The following is a 16,947-nucleotide window of genomic DNA, read 5'->3' on the forward strand; positions in this document are numbered from 1 at the left end:
CTCGCGTTGGGGCTTGCGCGGCGTGGAAGATCTCGGCAGCGGCCTGAAATCCGTTTTCGTTCTGGAAAGCGGCTTTAACCTGGACACCGGCACATCGCAGCAAGGCGGCCGCCTGTTCGGTCGCCAGGCCTATGTGGGCATCCAGAGCGAGCAGTTTGGCCAAGTGACCTTCGGCCGTCAGTACACTTCGATGTTCGAGAGCATCGCCAACTTTGTGCCGGCTGCCTTTGCCACGCAGTATGAACCGATCGTGATGCTGACCGGCGCGAACTTCCGCGAGGACAACACCGTCAAGTACACGGGCCGGTTCGGTCCGGTGACCGCACTGGCACACTGGTCATTCGGCACCGGCCTGGCATTGCCGACGACGGTGTTCAACGGCCCGGCGCTCGGTGGCAACGGCGAAGTGCCGGGCCAGTTCCGCCGCGACACTGCCTATGGCGCGGGTGTGACCTACATTGCCGGCCCGTTCGGTGTGGCCGTTGCTTACGACCAGTTCAACCCGACCATTTCCAACCCCTCGACCGCCGCTGTCCTCGGCACCGGCACCTTCAAGAAGGCGACGGTCGCGGCCAGCTATTCGATCGGCCCGGCAAAGGTCATGGGCGGCTACCGCTGGGGCCAGAACAAGAACCAGAACGGCAGCGTGATCGAGCGCGACGACTTCTACTGGATCGGCGCCAACTACCAGGTGACGGCGGCGCTTGGCCTGACGCTCGAGTACGACTACGCCAACGTCAAGAACTTCCTGGGCAGCACCTCGGTGGCGAATCCATGGCAGATTGCCTTCATTGCCGACTACTCGTTTTCCAAGCGGACGGATATCTACCTGACCACGGCATATGCAAAGAATGCGGGTCTGGGACTGGATTCCCCGACGATCGGCTATGCCAACAGCCTGTCCCTTGGCAATAGCTACGCGCTTGCCAGCGGCCAAAGCAATATGCTCGGTGTCGCCCTGGGTATTCGCCACAAGTTCTAAGGGCGGTCCAACGGCATGTGACAAAGTCCTATTTGCGCAGTGGTGCGGGCAGCGAGCGGATACGCTCGCGTGCATCCAGCCCCTCATGCTCTTCATGCCGCCTCGGCGGCATTTTTCTTGGCACTATCGCTATCGCAGCCGGCACAGATCACTGTGCAACTACGGGCATGTGTTGCCGCGGCTCGGTTTGGGTGCCGCCAGACTGCCGGGTGATGGCGAAGCGGGACACCGCCTGCTGTCCCAGCCTCGCCTGCCATGCTCCCGCCGACGCGTTTTAATCGGGTCGCAGAATCCTCCTGCTCACGACAAGCGCCGCCCCAACGTCTCCGGCACCATGGCTAGCCCGATCAGCGAGACAACGCCGCAGCCCATGACATAGAGAGCCGGCGCGTTAGGGTTTCCCGTGACCTCCATCAGCATCGTCGAGAACAACTGCGCGAAGCCGCCGAACACCGCGATCGCCACGTAATACGTGACCGACATGCCGGTTGCGCGCAGCCGCTGCGGCAGCACCTCGCTGACCAGCACCATCGTGGCGGGAGAAGTCATCGCCATCGGTACGGCCAGCAGCCCTACCACGACCAGCAAGCACGTCAGGGATGGAAAGCGGTTCAGGAGCGAGAAGGCGGGATAGATCGTGACTAACAGCGCAATCCGGGACCACCAGACTACCTTGCGGCGGCCGACGCGATCGCAGAGCCAACCGGACAGCGGTGCGAACACCGCCAGTACCAGCGCGGCGACGAAGCCTGCCCAGATGGCATCCGCGCGCGCGATATGCAACTGGAAGGTTGCGTAGTTGGCCAGGTAGAAGGCGATCACGTGGATCGAGGCCGCGAGGCCGATCATCAGCAGGACGCTCGCCAGCAATTCGCGCCAATGCGCCTTCAGCAACGCGCGGCCGGCACCTTTCTTCGACGCCTTCTTCGGCTCCGGCACCAGCGTCTCCTCCAGGCGGCGCCGGATGATCTGGCCGATCGGAATCACCAGGATGCCAATCAGAAAGGCGACGCGCCACCCCCATGACTCAAGCGCGGAAGGCGGCAGCGCATGACTGAGCACCAGTGCAACCAAGGCAGCGAAGACAGCGGCAACGCCCTGGCTGGATGCCTGCCAACTGGTGTAGTAGCCCCGCGATCGCTCATCCGCATACTCGAGCAGCATCGCGCTGGCAGAGCCCATCTCGCCGCCGATGGCGAAGCCCTGGATCAGGCGGGCAAGAATCATCAGCACGGGGGCAAGGACGCCAAGTTGCGCATAGGGTGGCGTCACCACCAAAATCAACGCACTGGCGGCCATCAGCCACATCGAGAGCACCACCGCCGGCTTGCGGCCTACGCGGTCGGCATACATACCGATGACCAGGCCGCCCAAAGGCCGCATCAGATAGCCTGCCCCAAAGGTGCCGAAGGACAGCAGCAACTGGCCGAGAGGATTGCCGACTGGAAAATACAGGGGAACGATCAGGAGGGCGAAGAAGTTGTAGACACCCGAGTCATACAGTTCCAGTGCGCCACCGATGGTAATGGCGGAAACGGCCGAAACCTTGGATAGCTTCTTGGGCGCTGTAGTGTTCGGCATGGCGCGTGGGGATGTGGCTCCCATCGCAGTCGGATCAGAGGGCATTGGTGTCTCCTGCCTTGCGGCGGTGGATCAGCGAGTACATTGCTCGCTGACGGTAGTCGTTGCTGTGCTGCCGGCGGCCCGCCGTCACTCGCGTTTGCGCCAGTTTTCCGCTTGGTCACGCGCATCCGTACTGGTATCCACTAGTCCACGCGCACCCCCGATTGCTTGACCACGATGGCCCACTTCTTCTGCTCGGCGGCGATGAACGTGCCGAACTGCTCGGGGGTGCCGCTGGCCGGTTCATAGCCTCTGCCGATCAACTGATCGCGGACACTCGGCATGTTCAGGGCTTTCGCGATCTCGCTGCCGAGGCGCGCCACGATTTCCTTCGGCGTTCCGGCAGGCGCCACCAGGCCATACCATTCGCTCCCCTCGATACCAGGGAATCCCGCTTCCGCCATGGTCGGCACATCCTGCAGCATGCTCAGGCGCTGCTTGCTGGCAACCGCGATGGCTCTGACCTGGCCGGATTTCACGAACGGCAGCACGGCGGGAAGGCCGTGGAACATCATCGCGATATGGCCGCCGACCATGTCGGTCAGTGCCTGCGGCCCGCCCTTGTAAGGGACATGGATGACGTTGATGTGGGCTGCGTCCTTGAACGACTCTCCAACCAGGTGCTGTTGCGTTCCGGGTCCTGGCGACGCATAGCTCATCCGGCCCGGCTCCGATCTGGCACTGGCCACCAGTTCCTTCACCGATTTCGCCACCGTCGGATTGACCACCAGCACATAGGGTGAACTGGCCAGCAGGCCGAGCGGCGCAAAATCCTTGCTCGCGTCGAAGGGCAGGTTGCTGTAGAGGCTTGCGTTGATCGTCATCGGTGCGCCTGCCACCAGCAGCGTATAGCCATCCGGTGCTGCCTTCGCGCCCATGGCCGCACCGATATTGCCTGTGGCGCCGGGCCGGTTGTCCACCAGGACCGGCTGGCCAAGACTGATGGAGAGCTTCTCCGCCACGGTACGGGTGACGGAGTCGACGCCGCCCCCGGCCGGCCACGGTACGATGATGCGGATCGGCTTGTTTGGGTACCCACCCTGCGCCCACGCGCAGGGGACGGTAGCAGCCAGTGCAATGGCAGACAGAAACAGGCCTGCATGGCGCAGTACGAAGTTCATCACGGTCTCCAGACTTTATCGTGTTTTGATGATGCTCTACATACAAACTTGCTTGTTGGTAGGCTGCGTACGCTTGGTACGCCGGGTACGCAGCCTTTGACTCAGGCAATGGCTTTGCGCTTCGGCTCGGCCTTGCTCCGTCCACCAGGGGCGTCACGCCACTGCGCCATCAAGCGTTCCCACCTGGCCCGGACTGCGGCCAGATTTCGCGCCTTGACGTGGCCGTAGCCACGGATGTCTTCCGGCAGGCGCGCGATATCCAGTGCCAGGTCGAGATTCTGTTGCGACAGCGTTTGCAGGAGCTCTTCGATACTCTTGCGGTACTCCCCGATCAGCGCCCTCTCCACCTTGCGTTCCTCGGTGTAGCCGAACGCATCGAAGGGGGTGCCACGCAGGCCTTTGAGCCTGGCCATGATCCGGAACGCCGTGCGCATCCACGGGCCGAATGGCCGCTTGACGAGTTCGCCCTTCTCGTTCTTCCTGGCCATCAACGGCGGCGCCAGATGGTGGACCAGCTTGAAATCGCCCTCGAACATCGCGGCGACCTTGCCGATGAAGGCCGGGTCGGTATGCAGCCGCGCCACCTCGTACTCGTCCTTGTAGGCCATCAGCTTGAACAGGTAGCGTGCGACCGCCTCGGTCACCTTGCTGCTGCCAAAGCGCGACTCCACCGCCTGCACCCTGGCGACAAAATCCTCATACTGCGCGGCATAGGCGCGGTTCTGGTAGCTGGCGAGGAACTCGGCGCGCTTGCCGATGAAATCGCCGATCGAAGGCTTCCTGACAAACTGGACCACCTGGGCATCGGCGGACCGCACGGGCACCCTGGCCAGATCGTGCGCGCAGTGCCGGCCCCACTCAAAGGCCGCCTTGTTGTTGTCGACCTGCACGGCGTTGAGTTCAATGGCACGCATCAGCGCTTCGCGCGAGAGCGGCACCCTGCCCTTCTGCCAGGCGTAGCCGAGCAGCATCAGGTTGGAGTAGATCGACTGGCCAAGCAATTGCGTCGCCACCTGTTCGGCATCGAAGATGCCGATCTGGCCGGCCTCGACGCCTTGTGCGATCGCCGCAATCGCCTGGTCGCTGTGAGACTGCCAGTCCGGGTCGCGGACAAAGGCCGAAGTCGGCGTCACGTGGCTGTTGAGCACGACAAAGGTACGGCCGTGCAACATGGTCGCCAGCGTTGCCTTGCTGGCACCGACCACCGTATCGGAGGCGATCACCAGGTCCGCCATGGCGACATCGACTCGCGTTGCGTGCAGGGCATCGGCCTCGCTGGCAATCTGGATGTGGCTCCAGGTGGCGCCACCCATCTGCGCCATGCCGGTGGCATCCTGCGTGATCACGCTCTTGCCTTCCAGGTGGGCTGCCATGCCGAGTACCTGGCCGATGGTGACGATCCCCGTCCCGCCGACGCCTGCCACCACGATGCGCTGGGCCTTGGCGGCATCCGGCAGCTTCGGTTCGGGAAGCGCCGGCATATCGGCGAGCTTCGTCTTGCGCGCCGCCTCCGGCTTCTTGAGCTTGCCGCCCTCCACCGTGACGAAACTCGGGCAGAAGCCCTTGACGCAGGAAAAGTCCTTGTTGCAGGTGTTCTGGTTGATCTCACGCTTGCGGCCGAACTCGGTTTCGAGCGGCTGTACCGCTACGCAGTTGCTCTCGACCGAACAATCCCCGCAGCCTTCGCAAACCAGTTCGTTGATGATGACGCGCTTGTCCGGATCGACCATGGTGCCGCGCTTGCGCTCCCGCCGCTTCTTGGTGGCGCACGCCTGGTCGTAGATGATCACGGTGGCACCCTCGACCACCCGCAGCTCGCGCTGCACGGCATCGAGTTCATCGCGGTGGCGTATGGTGACGCCAGGCGCCAGGTCCTTGACGACAGCATACTTCTGCGGCTCGTCGGTCACCACGACAATGCGCTTGGCCCCCTCCGACGCCAGTTCGCGCGTCATGCCCGGTACGTCCAGTTGCCCGTCGACCGGTTGCCCGCCCGTCATGGCAACGGCGCTGTTGTAGAGGATCTTGTAGGTGATATTGACGCCGGCATTGATCGATTGCCGCACCGCCAGCGAGCCGGAGTGGTTGTACGTGCCGTCGCCCAGATTGGCGAACATGTGCGCGCGCTTGCTGAACGGCGCCTGCCCCATCCAGGGCACGCCCTCGCCGCCCATCTGTGTCCACGACGTGGTCGAACGGTCCATCCAGACCACCATGCCGTGGCATCCGATCCCGGCCATGGCAATCGATCCGTCCGGCACACGGGTGCTGGTGTTGTGCGGACAACCTGGACAGAACCACGGGAGACGGTCGACGCCGCGGCTGTCGCCCTGGGGGAACTGGCGATCCTTGGCCTCGATTTGCGCCAGGCGCACGTCCATCCGCGCGGCGACATCCGGGGGCACGCCCAGCTTCTTCAGGCGGCCAGCGATGGCCTTGGCGATCAGCGCGGGGCTCAGGTCGGCCTTGGCGCGCAGCAGCCAGCTTTCCGCCGGCTTGCGGTGGCTCCATTCACCGCCGGCGCCTTCACCGTCGGCCGGCTCGTACTTGCCGATCACGGCAGGCCGTGCGTCGGCGCGATAGTGGTACAGCTCATCCTTCAACTGCTGCTCGATGATCGGGCGCTTCTCCTCGACCACGAGGATTTCACGCAGGCCGTGCGCGAACTCGCGCACGCTCGTCGGCTCCAGCGGCCACACCACGCTCACCTTATGCAGCCGCACGCCAATCGCGCGGCACAAGGCGTCGTCCAGGCCAAGGTCGGCCAGCGCCTGCCGGGTGTCGCTGTAGGCCTTGCCGCTGGCGATGATGCCCAGGCGGTCATTCTGCCCTTCAATCACGTTGCGGTTGAGCCGGTTTGCGCGGATATAGGCCAGCGCCGCCGGCCACTTGATCTCCATCATCCGCGCTTCCGCCGCCAGCGGATCGTCGGGCCAGCGGATATGCAAGCCGCCCTGCGGCATGGCGAAATCCTCGGGCAGCAGGATGCGCACCCGGTCGGCATCGGTGACCACCGACGCGCCCGCCTCCACCACCTCCTGCACGGTCTTCATGCCGGCCCACAAGCCACTGAAGCGGCTCATGGCAAAGGCATGCACGCCCAGATCCAGAATGTCCTGCACGCTGGCGGGAAAGAACACCGGCAGCCCGCAGGCGATCAACGTAGGGTCGCTCTGGTGCGCGAGCGTGCTGCTCTTGGACACGTGGTCATCCCCTGCCAGTGCGATCACACCACCCAGCGGCGCGGTGCCTGCCAGATTGGCGTGCTTGAGCGCATCGCCGCTGCGGTCCACTCCCGGGCCCTTGCCGTACCAGATGCCAAACACGCCGTCGTACTTCTTGCTCTCGGCATCGAACTCGAGTTGCTGCGAGCCCCACACCGCGGTCACGCCGAGTTCCTCGTTGACGCCGGGCTTGAAGACGACGTGATTGTCCGCGAGGTGCTTCTTGGCCTGCCACAGCGCCTGGTCGTATCCGCCGAGCGGAGAGCCCCGGTAGCCGGAAATAAATGCGGCGGTATTGTGGCCGGCCAGTGCATCGCGTTTGCGCTGCAGCAGCGGCAGGCGCACCAGTGCCTGGACGCCGCTCATGAAGGCACGCCCCGTATCCAGTGCGTACTTGTCGTCGAGCGTGACGATTTCCATGGCCTTGCGTGAAGCGTCTGAGAGAGGGGCATTCATAGGGCAGGTACTCACCAATCATGTTGTGGGGAGGGCGACCGGCACCCGCCGGGCTCGCAAGGATCCGGTACGTGTGGCGCTTCGGTGCTTGTGCTTGTGCTTGTGCTTGTGCTAATGCTTATGTCGGAAATCGCACGCCGAGCTGTTCGCCAAGCGCGCTTAACTCCTGCGCGATCGCAGCGGGCAGCACGATGCCGTGCGCGCGTGCCTCGCGCTCCAATGCGTCGCCACGATTGCCGGGCAGCCGCGCTTCATCGCCGCCTGCGCAAAGGTAGGTCTCGGTCCATTGGCGCATATACGCGCCAAAGGGTGCCTGCCCGGCGAAGGATTCAGGCTTGACCATCCAGAGGAACCCATCCTGCATGGCGGCGGCACGGCCATGCGGGGCATTGCCCGGCTCCGGTGCGTGCGAAGCGGCCGTGGCCGCGAGGGCACCGGCCAGGCACTCCACCATCATGGCGATGCCGATGCCCTTGTGCCCGCCCATCGGCAGCAGTGACCCGCCCAGCGCGCGCCTGGCGTCGGTGGTGGGCCGGCCGTCCGCATCCAGCGCCCACCCTTGCGGGATCGGCTTTCCCTCACGGGCGGCGAGCAGGATGTGGCCACGCGCGGCCACGCTGCAAGCCACGTCGAATATGATCGGAGGCTGCCCCGGCATTGGGCAACCGAACGCAATCGGGTTGTGTCCGATCGCCGGGCGCGGGAATCCCTCCATCGCGAGTGCCGGCGGCGTGCGTTGCCCGATCATGGAGAAGGCGCCCGCCTCCGCGGCCAGCAAGGCGTGGATGCCTAGCGCCCCCAGATGGCCGCACGATTGCAGCACGATCAGTACGGAAGCGCTGGTCTCCAGGGCTTCCAGTCCCAGGCGTACGGCATAAGGGCCGGCGATCTGCCCCATGGCGGCATCGGCCTGCAGCACGATGCCGCCGGGGAAGGATCGAACTGCCATCTCCGGCCTGGGATTGAACTCGTTCGCCCGCAGCCGCTCCACATAGGACGCCAGGCGAGTCATGCCGTGCGTCTTATAGCCCCGCAACTCGCTGCGCACCAGGATGGCGGCGGCTTCGGCCGCCTGCTCCGGCGGCACGCCGCAGCCTGCGAATACCCGGGTCGTCCAGTGCTCAAGCGCCTGAACGTTCCAATGCGTGCTCATGCGCTCTTCTCCCGCACCACCATGAGGCGCTCCGAAAACGGGCCGGAATAGACCGTCTGGTAGTACAGGGGGCGGTCACGCAGCGTATAGCCGCGCAGTTCCATGACGAAGCCCGGCTGCCCGGCTTCGAGGCCAAGCTCGCGGGCCGCTACCGACGGGATTTCGTCGAATCGCATCCACTGGTCCACGCGCAACGTTGGGAGCGCCAGGCGCTGCCCGAGCAGTTCCCGCAGATTCTTCTCGAGTTCGCCGCGCTCAACGCCGCCCAGTTGCGCGAAGTCCTCCTCGCGCAGCCAGAACTCGCTGTACAGATCGAAGCGCCCGCCCACATTGATGATGCGTTCAATGCGAACGAAGGCTTCGCCATCGAGGAACTCCGACCACGGCCCCTTGCGCTTGAGCCGCTTGACCGAGCGCGCATGGACGTAGGAAGGCAGCTCGTTTCCGTCGGCATCGCGAAAGCGCAGATAGCGCACATCGGCAGGCGCGACCCTGGCGCCCGAGACGAAGGTGCCGCGTCCCTGCTCGCGGGTGATCAGTCCGGAGTGCGACAGACGCGCCAGCGCCTTCTGAATCGTGCCCACGCTGACGCCGTGCGCCGTGGCAAGCTCGCCCTCGGAAGGCAACCTGTCACCCTCGCGCAGCGCGCCGGATTCAATGGAACGGATAATGGCGTCGGAGACGCTGATCAGCTTTGTCATGTTGACTCAGAGGCTAAGTGCAAATCGACTGATTGCGGTTTCCCTGATGTCCAGTAGCTCGCTGCTGAGACGGGTGCCGGATGCCACCTCCATGGCGTAGGCATACAGCCGATCGCCCACATCGGAGATTTTTTGTCCCTTCTCGAGGATCCCGCTTGCGTCGAAATCAATGTTATCGGCCATGGTCTCCAGCGTATTGACGTTGCCGCAAACCTTGACCGTCGGAGCGACCATGCTGCCGATCGGATTGCCGACCCCCGTGCCAAAAAAGGTGAGCTGGCAACCGCCGGCGGCAAGTGCACTGAGATTTTCCACTGCCGCCGCCGGAGCGTCCATGAAATGCAGGCCTTTTTTTCCCGGAGCTTCGCCATAGCGCAGCACGCCAACCAGTGGGCTCGAGCCAGCCTTGGCCATCGCGCCCAGGGCTTTCTCCTCGACCGTGGTCAGCCCGCCCCGCTTGTTGTCGGGCGAGGGCTGGGATTCGCGCATATCCACGCCACGGATAATCGCGAGATTCTCCATGTCGCGGACCGCCTTGACGAAGGCTTCCCTGACTGATGCGTCGACGGCACGCGCGGCAAACAGGTGCTCCGCGCCAATGAACTCGGACGTCTCGGAAATAATGACGGTGCCCCCCTCTTCGATCACCCGGTCGGCCAGGCGGCCGATCGTCGGATTGCAGCTCAGGCCGGACGTGGTATCCGAACCGCCGCATTCGACGCCCAGGACCAGCGACGACACCGGGCAGCGTTCGCGCCTTGCACGCGAGGCCGCCAGCGAGAGCTTCAAGGCCTTGCGGGTGCCGGCGGCAATGCAGTCGATCGTGCCATTCGGTTGCAGATGCACCGTTTCCACGGGCTTCCCCGTCGTCCTGATACGGCGCGCCACCTCTTCCGTCGACGAAGCTTCGAGTCCCACCAGCAGGACTGCGGCGACATTGGGATTGCGTCCCAGTCCCGCCAGCGACTCATAGGCGAAATCCAGGTCGGCGCCGAACTGCCCGCGCACGAACAAGGTGGTAACGGGGATACAGCCGCTGACAGTCTGCGCGATGGTGCGCGTGACCGGGTTGCAGTTGTCCATCACGGAAATCACCGCTACCCAGTTGCGTACGCCAACTGCGTCGTTCTCGCGGCGGTAGCCAAGGAATGTCATTGCCATTTGCTTACCTCTTTTCCAGATCGCCGCGGGCGCGGGTCGACTCGATGTTGTGCACGTGCATGTGTTCGCCAACCTTCAGGTTCCGGCTGGCCCGCCCGATGACCTGGCCGTACTTCAGGACATCGGCGCTCTGCGGGGTATCCGCGATGCAGACCTTGTGGCCAAACGGCACATCCTGGAGCAGGGTCATCTGGCCCGATGACTCTCCTTGAAGGATGCAGGGCTCGCCGGCACGGCCGGCATCGAGCAGCGTGGCGACGTTGTCCGCCTGGTTGAGTACGATGGCACGTGGCATTTGCTGGATTCCTATATAGGTGTTTGATGTACTGTAGTTAGCGGAAGGCCATAGTGTCAAGGTTTACTGGGGAAATCCACTACTCAAAGAATAGCAGTCCTATATAGAAGTTCTTGACAGCAAGGCGCGCTGTGCCTATCTTCACAACAAGGGCGGCACTGCCGCGAATTCAGGAGACAAGGCATGAAGGTGGTTTCCCACATGGAGAAGATTGCAAAGCTGGAGGCATTGCGCGAACGCCTCGATCCTCTCCAGGACTTTGAACTGTGGTTCTGGACCGGCATGACGGCTGGCACGCACGCCGTCAACGCAGCACTCCATCATGCCGCCGTCACGCTGGACGACGATGTGTTCCCGACGCAGCCAGGCGCCTACCTGGTGCCACAGCCGGACGGCTCGCTGCGTCCGGCATTCCGCCCGCTCGGCGATGTGCTGCACGTGGGCAGGCCGAAGATCGACGCCCCGGTCCCGGAGGATGTGGCGGCGATGATGCATGAAATGGAGATCGTCGAACGCCATCGGGATCCCTGCCTGCGCGAGGGGCTGGTGCCGACGGCGGACATTGCCGGGGAATGCGATGCTGCCCTTGCCCGTTGCCTGCAGCTATTGGCCAGCCGGATGCAGGGAGACAAAGATGCACGTTGACGCCCATATCGCCATCGCGCGCCGGATCGAGCGCTCGCTGCAGAAGTGCGGCCCAGCCGACTACGAAATCAGGATCGAGGCCGCCATGCTGGCGGGCACGCACTGGTTGAACGCCGCGCTGCATCGCCTGCGTGCGAACCAGCCGGATAGCGACGTCTTTCACACTTACCTGCTGACCATCAACGAGTTCCGACGGCTCAGCATCGCGGACGGCGAGTTGATGCAGATGCTGGCCGAGATCGAGGATATCCGGCCGCCCTTTGTCCGCGGCAACCTGGCGGGCGGCGAGCGCGCCGCCGAGCGCGCCCTTGAACTGCTGGCGCTGATCCGTACCAAGGCCCTCGCCGGCGAGTGATCGATCTACTGCAGGACCATATGAAAAGGAGACAGCAGTGAGAGCAGTACGTGTCATACCGAGCCCTACTGGCGGCAAGGTGGAAATACAGGACATCCCCGTTCCGGTCGCCGGCGCCGGCCAGGTTCTGGTCAGGGTGCGAGCCGCCGGTCTCAACCGGGGCGAGATCAACCAGGCGCGTGAATTGCGCACGGGCAATACGATCACCACAGGCGTCGAATTTGCCGGGGAGGTGGCAGCGGTCGGCGACGGCGTGCGCGGCTGGAGCGAGGGGGATCGCGTCATGGGCCACGGCCGCGGCTGCCAGGCCGAATACGTGATCGCCGATCCGCTGGCACTGATGCCGGTACCCGGTGGTCTTTCCTGGATCGATGCCGCGGCGTTCCCCAATGTCTTCATCACGGCCCACGACGCGGTGGTGACCAATGGCCGGCTGCGCACCGGCGAGTCGATATTGATCAATGGCGCGTCGGGCGGCGTGGCCATGGCCGCGATCCAGATCGCGTCGCTGCTTGGCGCCAAGCCGGTGATCGCCACTTCGCGCTCGGCAGCCAAGCTCGATCGCCTGAGCCAGTTCGGCGTCGATGTGGGCATCAACGCATCGAGCGAATCGCAGGTCGATGCCGTCATGGCTGCCACGGACAAGCGTGGCGTCGATCTCATCATCGACACCGTGGGCGGCCCGGTCTTCGAGGCAAATATGCAGAGCCTCGCGGTCAAGGGACGGCTGGTCAATATTGCCCGGCTGGGTTCGAACACGGCGCAGATCGACCTGAGCCTGCTCTGRCTCAAGCGGCTGACGCTGGTCGGCGTGACATTCCGCACCCGCTCGGAGCAGGAGCGGCTGGAATGCATCCAGGCTTGCGCGCGCGACATGCTGCCCTTCCTGGCGGCTGGGCGGATCCGTCTGCCGATCGACCGCACCTTTCCGATGGATGCCATTGGCGAAGCGCACGCCTATATGCAGCTTGACCAGCATGTCGGCAAGATCGTGCTCGTCGCGGACTGATTCATCCTTTTGAGTTTTTGAGTTTTCAATAACGAACAGGAGACATTCATGGGTATCCAGGTCACACCGCTCACCGGCTCGGTTGGCGCGTCGGTGGAAGGCATCGATTTGAACGAACCGATTGCCGACGCGGCCTTCGAAGAGTTGCATCGGGCATTCCTTGAATACGGCGTGCTGGTCTACCGCGGCCAAAGGCTCCAGCCTGAGGCCCAGATCGCATTTGCCAGGCGCTGGGGCAAGCCGGTGCAAAACAATCCGCTGCTGCGGGGGCTGTCGGACTTCCCTGAACTCGCCCAGGTCACCAAGATTCCCAAGGAGACGGCCTCCACCGAGGCCTGGCACTCCGACTCCATCTATACCGAGGTGCCGCCCAAGATCTCCATTCTCTCSGCGGTGGTGGTCCCGCGCGGCGGAGACACGATGTGGTGCAATCAATATCTGGCCTACGCGCGCCTGTCGCCCGCCATGCAACGCATGCTCGAGGGCCTGCGCGTACGCTTCACGGGACTGCGGCTCGCCCGGATGACGGGGTCGGATGCGGTGCCCTCGGCGGTCCACCCCCTTGTTCGCACCCATCCGGAGACACACCGCAAGGCGCTCTATGTGGGGCATCCCGACACGGCTCACTCCATCGAAGGCATGACGCCCGCCGAAAGCCGGCCGCTGCTCGACTTTCTCTACGAACACTCGACCAGCCCCGATAACATCTACCGCCATATGTGGCAGCAGGGCGATGTCGTGATGTGGGACAACCGTTGCACCATGCACTATGCCGTGCACGACTACGGCGAGGCCGAGCGCATCCTGAACCGGGTAACGCTGGAAGGCGAAGTCCCCTGCTGACAAGAAGCGGGCATCCATTCTGGCAATCAAAGGAGATCTTGCATGAAAGCGCATCCCGCCCCTAACCCGTTTGCCGACCTGGAGGGCAAGGTCGCACTGGTGACCGGCGCATTCGGCGGCCTGGGCCGGCACTTCGCCCTGACCCTGGCGCGTGCGGGATGCCGGGTTGCACTGGCCGGACGGCGCGTCGGCGAAGGCGAGGCGTTGCTTGCCGCACTGCGCGACGAAGGTGCTGAAGGCTGCGTGGTTTCGCTCGACGTCAGGGATCCGGCCTCGGTGGCGTCGGCCTTCGCTGCCGCGGCCAGTACGTTGGGCACGGTAGACATCGTGGTGAACAGCGCAGGCATTGCCGTCACCCGCCCTGCTCTCGAGGTTGCGGAGGACGAATGGCAAAGCGTGATCGACACCAATCTGAGCGGCGCGTGGCGGGTGGCACGGCAGGCGGCGCAGACGATGCGCGATGGCGACAAAGGCGGCAGCATCGTCAACATCGCCTCGATCCTTGGCCTGCGCGTCGCCCAGCAGGTGCCCGCCTATACCGCGGCAAAGGCGGGACTGATTCACCTGACACGCTCGCTCGCGCTGGAATGGGCGCGGTATGGCATCCGCGTCAATGCGCTGGCGCCGGGGTATTTTGAGACCGACATCAATCGGCGCTTTTTCGAGTCCGATAGCGGCCAGGCGCTGGTCAAGCGGATCCCGCAACGCCGGCTCGGGCAGCCGGAGCAACTCGATGGCGCGCTGCTCCTGCTGGCGTCGAACGCTTCGGATTACATCACCGGCGCCGTACTGCCGGTCGATGGCGGTCACATGGTCAGCACGCTTTAGCACGAACGCACGACACTGCCAACCGAAAAGAGACCTCGCACCGGATCGGGGGACAAGGAGACAGACACGATGACGCATGCCACCGCACAAAGCGAGACCGCTTCGGCGGATGAACAAATGCTGGATCTGGATTGCACCAGGCTGGCAGCCTTGCTGCACGCGCAGGGCCTGATCGAGCGGCCCTCGCTGATGGCGGAACGGCTGGCCGGCGGCCAGTCCAATCCCACCTATCGGATCTGGTGCGAAGGGCAGCAATATGTACTGCGCACCAAACCGCCGGGCAAGCTGCTATCGTCCGCCCATGCCATCGACCGCGAATATCGCGTGATGCGTGCCCTGCAGGGGAGCGAAGTACCCGTCCCGCGGCTCTTCCTCTACAGCGAGGATACGTCGATCCTGGGCAGCCCCTTCTACGTCATGGAGTTCCTGCAAGGCAGAGTGATGTTCGACCAGTCGCTGCCCGGCCTGGCGCGTGGGGAACGCACGGCGATCTACCGGGAAATGAACCGGGTGATCGCTGCATTGCATCGGGTGGACTATCAGAAGGCAGGCCTCGCCGACTTTGGCAAAAGCGGAAACTACATCGCACGGCAAGTGAGCCGCTGGTCGCGGCAGTGCGAAGAAACCGGTACGGACGGCAATACCGCGCTGGCAGCCCTGGCGGACTGGCTTCCGCGCCATCTTCCGCCGGAACACCGGACCAGCCTTGTGCACGGCGACTTCCGCCTGGACAACCTGCTCTTTCATCCGACCGAGCCGCGCGTACTCGGGGTCCTGGACTGGGAATTGTCAACGCTGGGCCACCCGGTGGCGGATCTTGCCTACCAGTGCATGGGCTGGCACATCCCGGCGTCGCTGTGGCGCGGCATCGGCGGGCTGGACCTGCATGAACTGGGCGTTCCGGACGAGGCCACCTACATCCAGTGGTATGGCAACGCCAATGGCATGCAGGAGATGGAACACTGGGACTTTTACCTCGCCTATAACTTCTTCAGGTTGGCCGCCATCATGAACGGTATCGCGCGGCGCGCGCAAGCCGGCAATGCGGCAGCAGCGGACGCGCTGGAAACCGGCCGCAAGGCAAAACCGCTTGCGGAACTGGGGTGGGAGTATGCGACCCGCTACGGGGCAGCGCGGTCAGGGGCATTGGCGCATTAACCCCCCGCAGCGGGGGGCATGCATCGACCATGCGGAAGCTAGACTCGGCGCCGGGATCCTGGCATTCAGGCTCGCATCGGGGGCTTCCAATGCGAGCGTTTTTTTCGCTCTTGTTATCGGTGGCCGGAACGCGCCCGGTCGATTCAAGGCATGCGAACTATTGAACGGCGATGCGGCATCCCCGCTATCTATCGATATAACCGGTAAGGGATACCAAAATTTCCCGCTTTACCGAATAGGCCAAGCGCTCTACGCTCGCGTATCCACACAGGAAGGTCCCCGCCATGTCTTCGATCGCTCAAGCCAGCAGCCCCCCCCTCTCCTCCGCCCTGATCTGGCGGAACCGGCTGCTTACGCTTTTGCCGCTTGGATTCATCGCTTGGCTGGCGCTGAAGCTGTCAGAGCACCCAGCCCTCGCCAAGACGGGCCTGAGCGCCCTGACACTGGCCATGTTCGCAGGCATGTTCGCCGGGAACACGTTGCCGCGCGGCTGGCTCACGCCGCTGGCGCCAGGCATGCAGGTCGCGCGGCATCACATGCTGCGCTGGGGTGTGGCGTTGTACGGCCTGCGCCTGACATTCGACGCGATCGTTGCACTGGGCCTGGCCGGCGTCCTGATTCCCCTTGCCATGCTGGCCTCGACCTTGCTGTTGGGCACCTGGGTCGGCGTCAAGCTGCTGGGGCTCGAGCGGCGCGACGCGCTTGTGGTCAGCGCGGGCAGCGCCATATGCGGCGCCGCTGCCGCCATTGCCATGGCCTCCGTGGTGAAGACGGACAATCGCCAGACTGCCGTCGCCGTGGCCACGGTCGTGCTGTTCGGGACGGTGGGCATGGTGCTCTACCCCTACCTGTTCGACCTCGCCGTGGGTCCCATGCACATGGCGGTCAGCGAACGCAATTTTGGCATCTTCACCGGCGCCACCCTGCATGAGGTAGCGCAGGTCATTGCGTCCGGCAAGATGGTCAGCGATGCGACCGCCGATGCCGCCGTCGTTGCCAAGATGGTGCGCGTGCTGGCGCTCGGCCCCCTGCTGCTGATCATGGCACTGTGGACCCGCGCAAGCGACCGCAAGCAAGGCCTCGATACCGGGAGCGCCGGCTGGGCCGGCCTCCTGCGCTCGGTACCGTGGTTTGCCCTTGGCTTTGTTGCCGTGATGGCCATCAACTCCGCCGGCATGGTGCCGCATGCCTGGAAGCCCGGATTGAACGCACTGGACAACTGGCTGCTTGCCACTGCGATGCTCGCGATCGGCCTGCAAACACGCTTGATCGACCTGGTCCGCACCGGCCGGGCGCCGATGATCCTGGCGGGCATGCTGTTCGTGTTCCTGATCGCAGGCGGTGCGGCCTTGTGCTGGTTCGCCGCCTGAGCGGCAGCAGATAAAAAATCCAA

At 64.2% G+C, this 16,947-nt stretch carries 15 protein-coding genes; 8 read left to right on the plus strand and 7 right to left on the minus strand.

The window, feature by feature from the left end:
- Positions 1–982: porin (locus tag AC1DQ3_RS27520; protein ID WP_477123319.1), on the plus strand; the 982-nt coding region annotated here is incomplete at its 5' end.
- Positions 983–1,282: 300 nt separating this feature from the next.
- Here AC1DQ3_RS27520 and AC1DQ3_RS27525 read toward each other — a convergent pair.
- The 7 genes from AC1DQ3_RS27525 to AC1DQ3_RS27555 all read right to left on the minus strand — a co-directional run bounded on the left by AC1DQ3_RS27525 (position 1,283) and on the right by AC1DQ3_RS27555 (position 10,716).
- Entirely contained in the window at positions 1,283–2,608 is a 1,326-nt protein-coding gene (locus tag AC1DQ3_RS27525) for an MFS transporter (protein ID WP_477123320.1), read from the minus strand.
- A 140-nt stretch (positions 2,609–2,748) separates the two neighbouring features.
- Positions 2,749–3,726 carry a tripartite tricarboxylate transporter substrate binding protein gene (locus AC1DQ3_RS27530; protein WP_477123321.1) on the minus strand — a complete coding sequence of 326 codons (978 nt, stop codon included), beginning with the start codon at positions 3,724–3,726 and terminating at the stop codon, positions 2,749–2,751.
- A gap of 101 nt (positions 3,727–3,827) precedes the next feature.
- Entirely contained in the window at positions 3,828–7,406 is a 3,579-nt protein-coding gene (locus AC1DQ3_RS27535; protein WP_477123322.1) for an indolepyruvate ferredoxin oxidoreductase family protein, read from the minus strand.
- 118 nt (positions 7,407–7,524) lie between these two features.
- Entirely contained in the window at positions 7,525–8,559 is a 1,035-nt protein-coding gene (locus AC1DQ3_RS27540; protein ID WP_477123323.1) for an Ldh family oxidoreductase, read from the minus strand.
- Positions 8,556–9,260, minus strand: coding sequence for a GntR family transcriptional regulator (locus tag AC1DQ3_RS27545; protein WP_477123324.1), 705 nt, complete (start codon positions 9,258–9,260; stop codon positions 8,556–8,558). The genes AC1DQ3_RS27540 and AC1DQ3_RS27545 overlap by 4 nt, the downstream gene beginning before the upstream one ends.
- Before the next feature lie 6 nt (positions 9,261–9,266).
- Positions 9,267–10,421, minus strand: coding sequence for a UxaA family hydrolase (locus AC1DQ3_RS27550; protein ID WP_477123325.1), 1,155 nt, complete (start codon positions 10,419–10,421; stop codon positions 9,267–9,269).
- A gap of 4 nt (positions 10,422–10,425) precedes the next feature.
- On the minus strand, positions 10,426–10,716 hold the full coding sequence (locus AC1DQ3_RS27555) for a UxaA family hydrolase (RefSeq protein WP_477123326.1): 291 nt from the start codon (positions 10,714–10,716) through the stop codon (positions 10,426–10,428).
- A 183-nt stretch (positions 10,717–10,899) separates the two neighbouring features.
- Between AC1DQ3_RS27555 and AC1DQ3_RS27560 the strand changes: the two genes are divergently transcribed.
- The 7 genes from AC1DQ3_RS27560 to AC1DQ3_RS27590 all read left to right on the plus strand — a co-directional run bounded on the left by AC1DQ3_RS27560 (position 10,900) and on the right by AC1DQ3_RS27590 (position 16,924).
- Entirely contained in the window at positions 10,900–11,361 is a 462-nt protein-coding gene (locus AC1DQ3_RS27560; protein ID WP_477123327.1) for a hypothetical protein, read from the plus strand.
- On the plus strand, positions 11,351–11,716 hold the full coding sequence (locus tag AC1DQ3_RS27565) for a hypothetical protein (protein WP_477123328.1): 366 nt from the start codon (positions 11,351–11,353) through the stop codon (positions 11,714–11,716). The genes AC1DQ3_RS27560 and AC1DQ3_RS27565 overlap by 11 nt, the downstream gene beginning before the upstream one ends.
- Before the next feature lie 37 nt (positions 11,717–11,753).
- Complete coding sequence (locus AC1DQ3_RS27570) at positions 11,754–12,725, plus strand: zinc-binding dehydrogenase (protein WP_477123329.1); 972 nt, start codon at positions 11,754–11,756, stop codon at positions 12,723–12,725.
- Positions 12,726–12,773: 48 nt separating this feature from the next.
- Positions 12,774–13,568: a TauD/TfdA dioxygenase family protein gene (locus AC1DQ3_RS27575; RefSeq protein WP_477123330.1), complete on the plus strand. Its 795-nt coding sequence runs from the start codon at positions 12,774–12,776 to the stop codon at positions 13,566–13,568.
- A gap of 42 nt (positions 13,569–13,610) precedes the next feature.
- Positions 13,611–14,396 carry an SDR family NAD(P)-dependent oxidoreductase gene (locus tag AC1DQ3_RS27580; RefSeq protein ID WP_477123331.1) on the plus strand — a complete coding sequence of 262 codons (786 nt, stop codon included), beginning with the start codon at positions 13,611–13,613 and terminating at the stop codon, positions 14,394–14,396.
- A 69-nt stretch (positions 14,397–14,465) separates the two neighbouring features.
- On the plus strand, positions 14,466–15,554 hold the full coding sequence (locus AC1DQ3_RS27585) for a phosphotransferase family protein (protein WP_477123332.1): 1,089 nt from the start codon (positions 14,466–14,468) through the stop codon (positions 15,552–15,554).
- A gap of 284 nt (positions 15,555–15,838) precedes the next feature.
- The gene (locus tag AC1DQ3_RS27590) at positions 15,839–16,924 is read left to right on the plus strand and encodes a YeiH family protein (protein WP_477123333.1); all 1,086 of its coding nucleotides are present in this window, start codon (positions 15,839–15,841) and stop codon (positions 16,922–16,924) included.
- Positions 16,925–16,947: the final 23 nt, after the last annotated feature.

Source organism: Cupriavidus sp. 01T418, from assembly GCF_056398885.1.

What these genes read in the sequence shown, in the direction of transcription:
- AC1DQ3_RS27525 (WP_477123320.1), bottom strand. Translation starts at nt 2,608, where the DNA reads ATGCCCTCTGATCCGACTGCGATGGGAGCCACATCCCCACGCGCCATG.
- AC1DQ3_RS27530 (WP_477123321.1), bottom strand. Translation starts at nt 3,726, where the DNA reads ATGAACTTCGTACTGCGCCATGCAGGCCTGTTTCTGTCTGCCATTGCA.
- AC1DQ3_RS27535 (WP_477123322.1), bottom strand. Translation starts at nt 7,406, where the DNA reads ATGAATGCCCCTCTCTCAGACGCTTCACGCAAGGCCATGGAAATCGTC.
- AC1DQ3_RS27540 (WP_477123323.1), bottom strand. Translation starts at nt 8,559, where the DNA reads ATGAGCACGCATTGGAACGTTCAGGCGCTTGAGCACTGGACGACCCGG.
- AC1DQ3_RS27545 (WP_477123324.1), bottom strand. Translation starts at nt 9,260, where the DNA reads ATGACAAAGCTGATCAGCGTCTCCGACGCCATTATCCGTTCCATTGAA.
- AC1DQ3_RS27550 (WP_477123325.1), bottom strand. Translation starts at nt 10,421, where the DNA reads ATGGCAATGACATTCCTTGGCTACCGCCGCGAGAACGACGCAGTTGGC.
- AC1DQ3_RS27555 (WP_477123326.1), bottom strand. Translation starts at nt 10,716, where the DNA reads ATGCCACGTGCCATCGTACTCAACCAGGCGGACAACGTCGCCACGCTG.
- AC1DQ3_RS27560 (WP_477123327.1), top strand. Translation starts at nt 10,900, where the DNA reads ATGAAGGTGGTTTCCCACATGGAGAAGATTGCAAAGCTGGAGGCATTG.
- AC1DQ3_RS27565 (WP_477123328.1), top strand. Translation starts at nt 11,351, where the DNA reads ATGCACGTTGACGCCCATATCGCCATCGCGCGCCGGATCGAGCGCTCG.
- AC1DQ3_RS27580 (WP_477123331.1), top strand. Translation starts at nt 13,611, where the DNA reads ATGAAAGCGCATCCCGCCCCTAACCCGTTTGCCGACCTGGAGGGCAAG.
- AC1DQ3_RS27585 (WP_477123332.1), top strand. Translation starts at nt 14,466, where the DNA reads ATGACGCATGCCACCGCACAAAGCGAGACCGCTTCGGCGGATGAACAA.
- AC1DQ3_RS27590 (WP_477123333.1), top strand. Translation starts at nt 15,839, where the DNA reads ATGTCTTCGATCGCTCAAGCCAGCAGCCCCCCCCTCTCCTCCGCCCTG.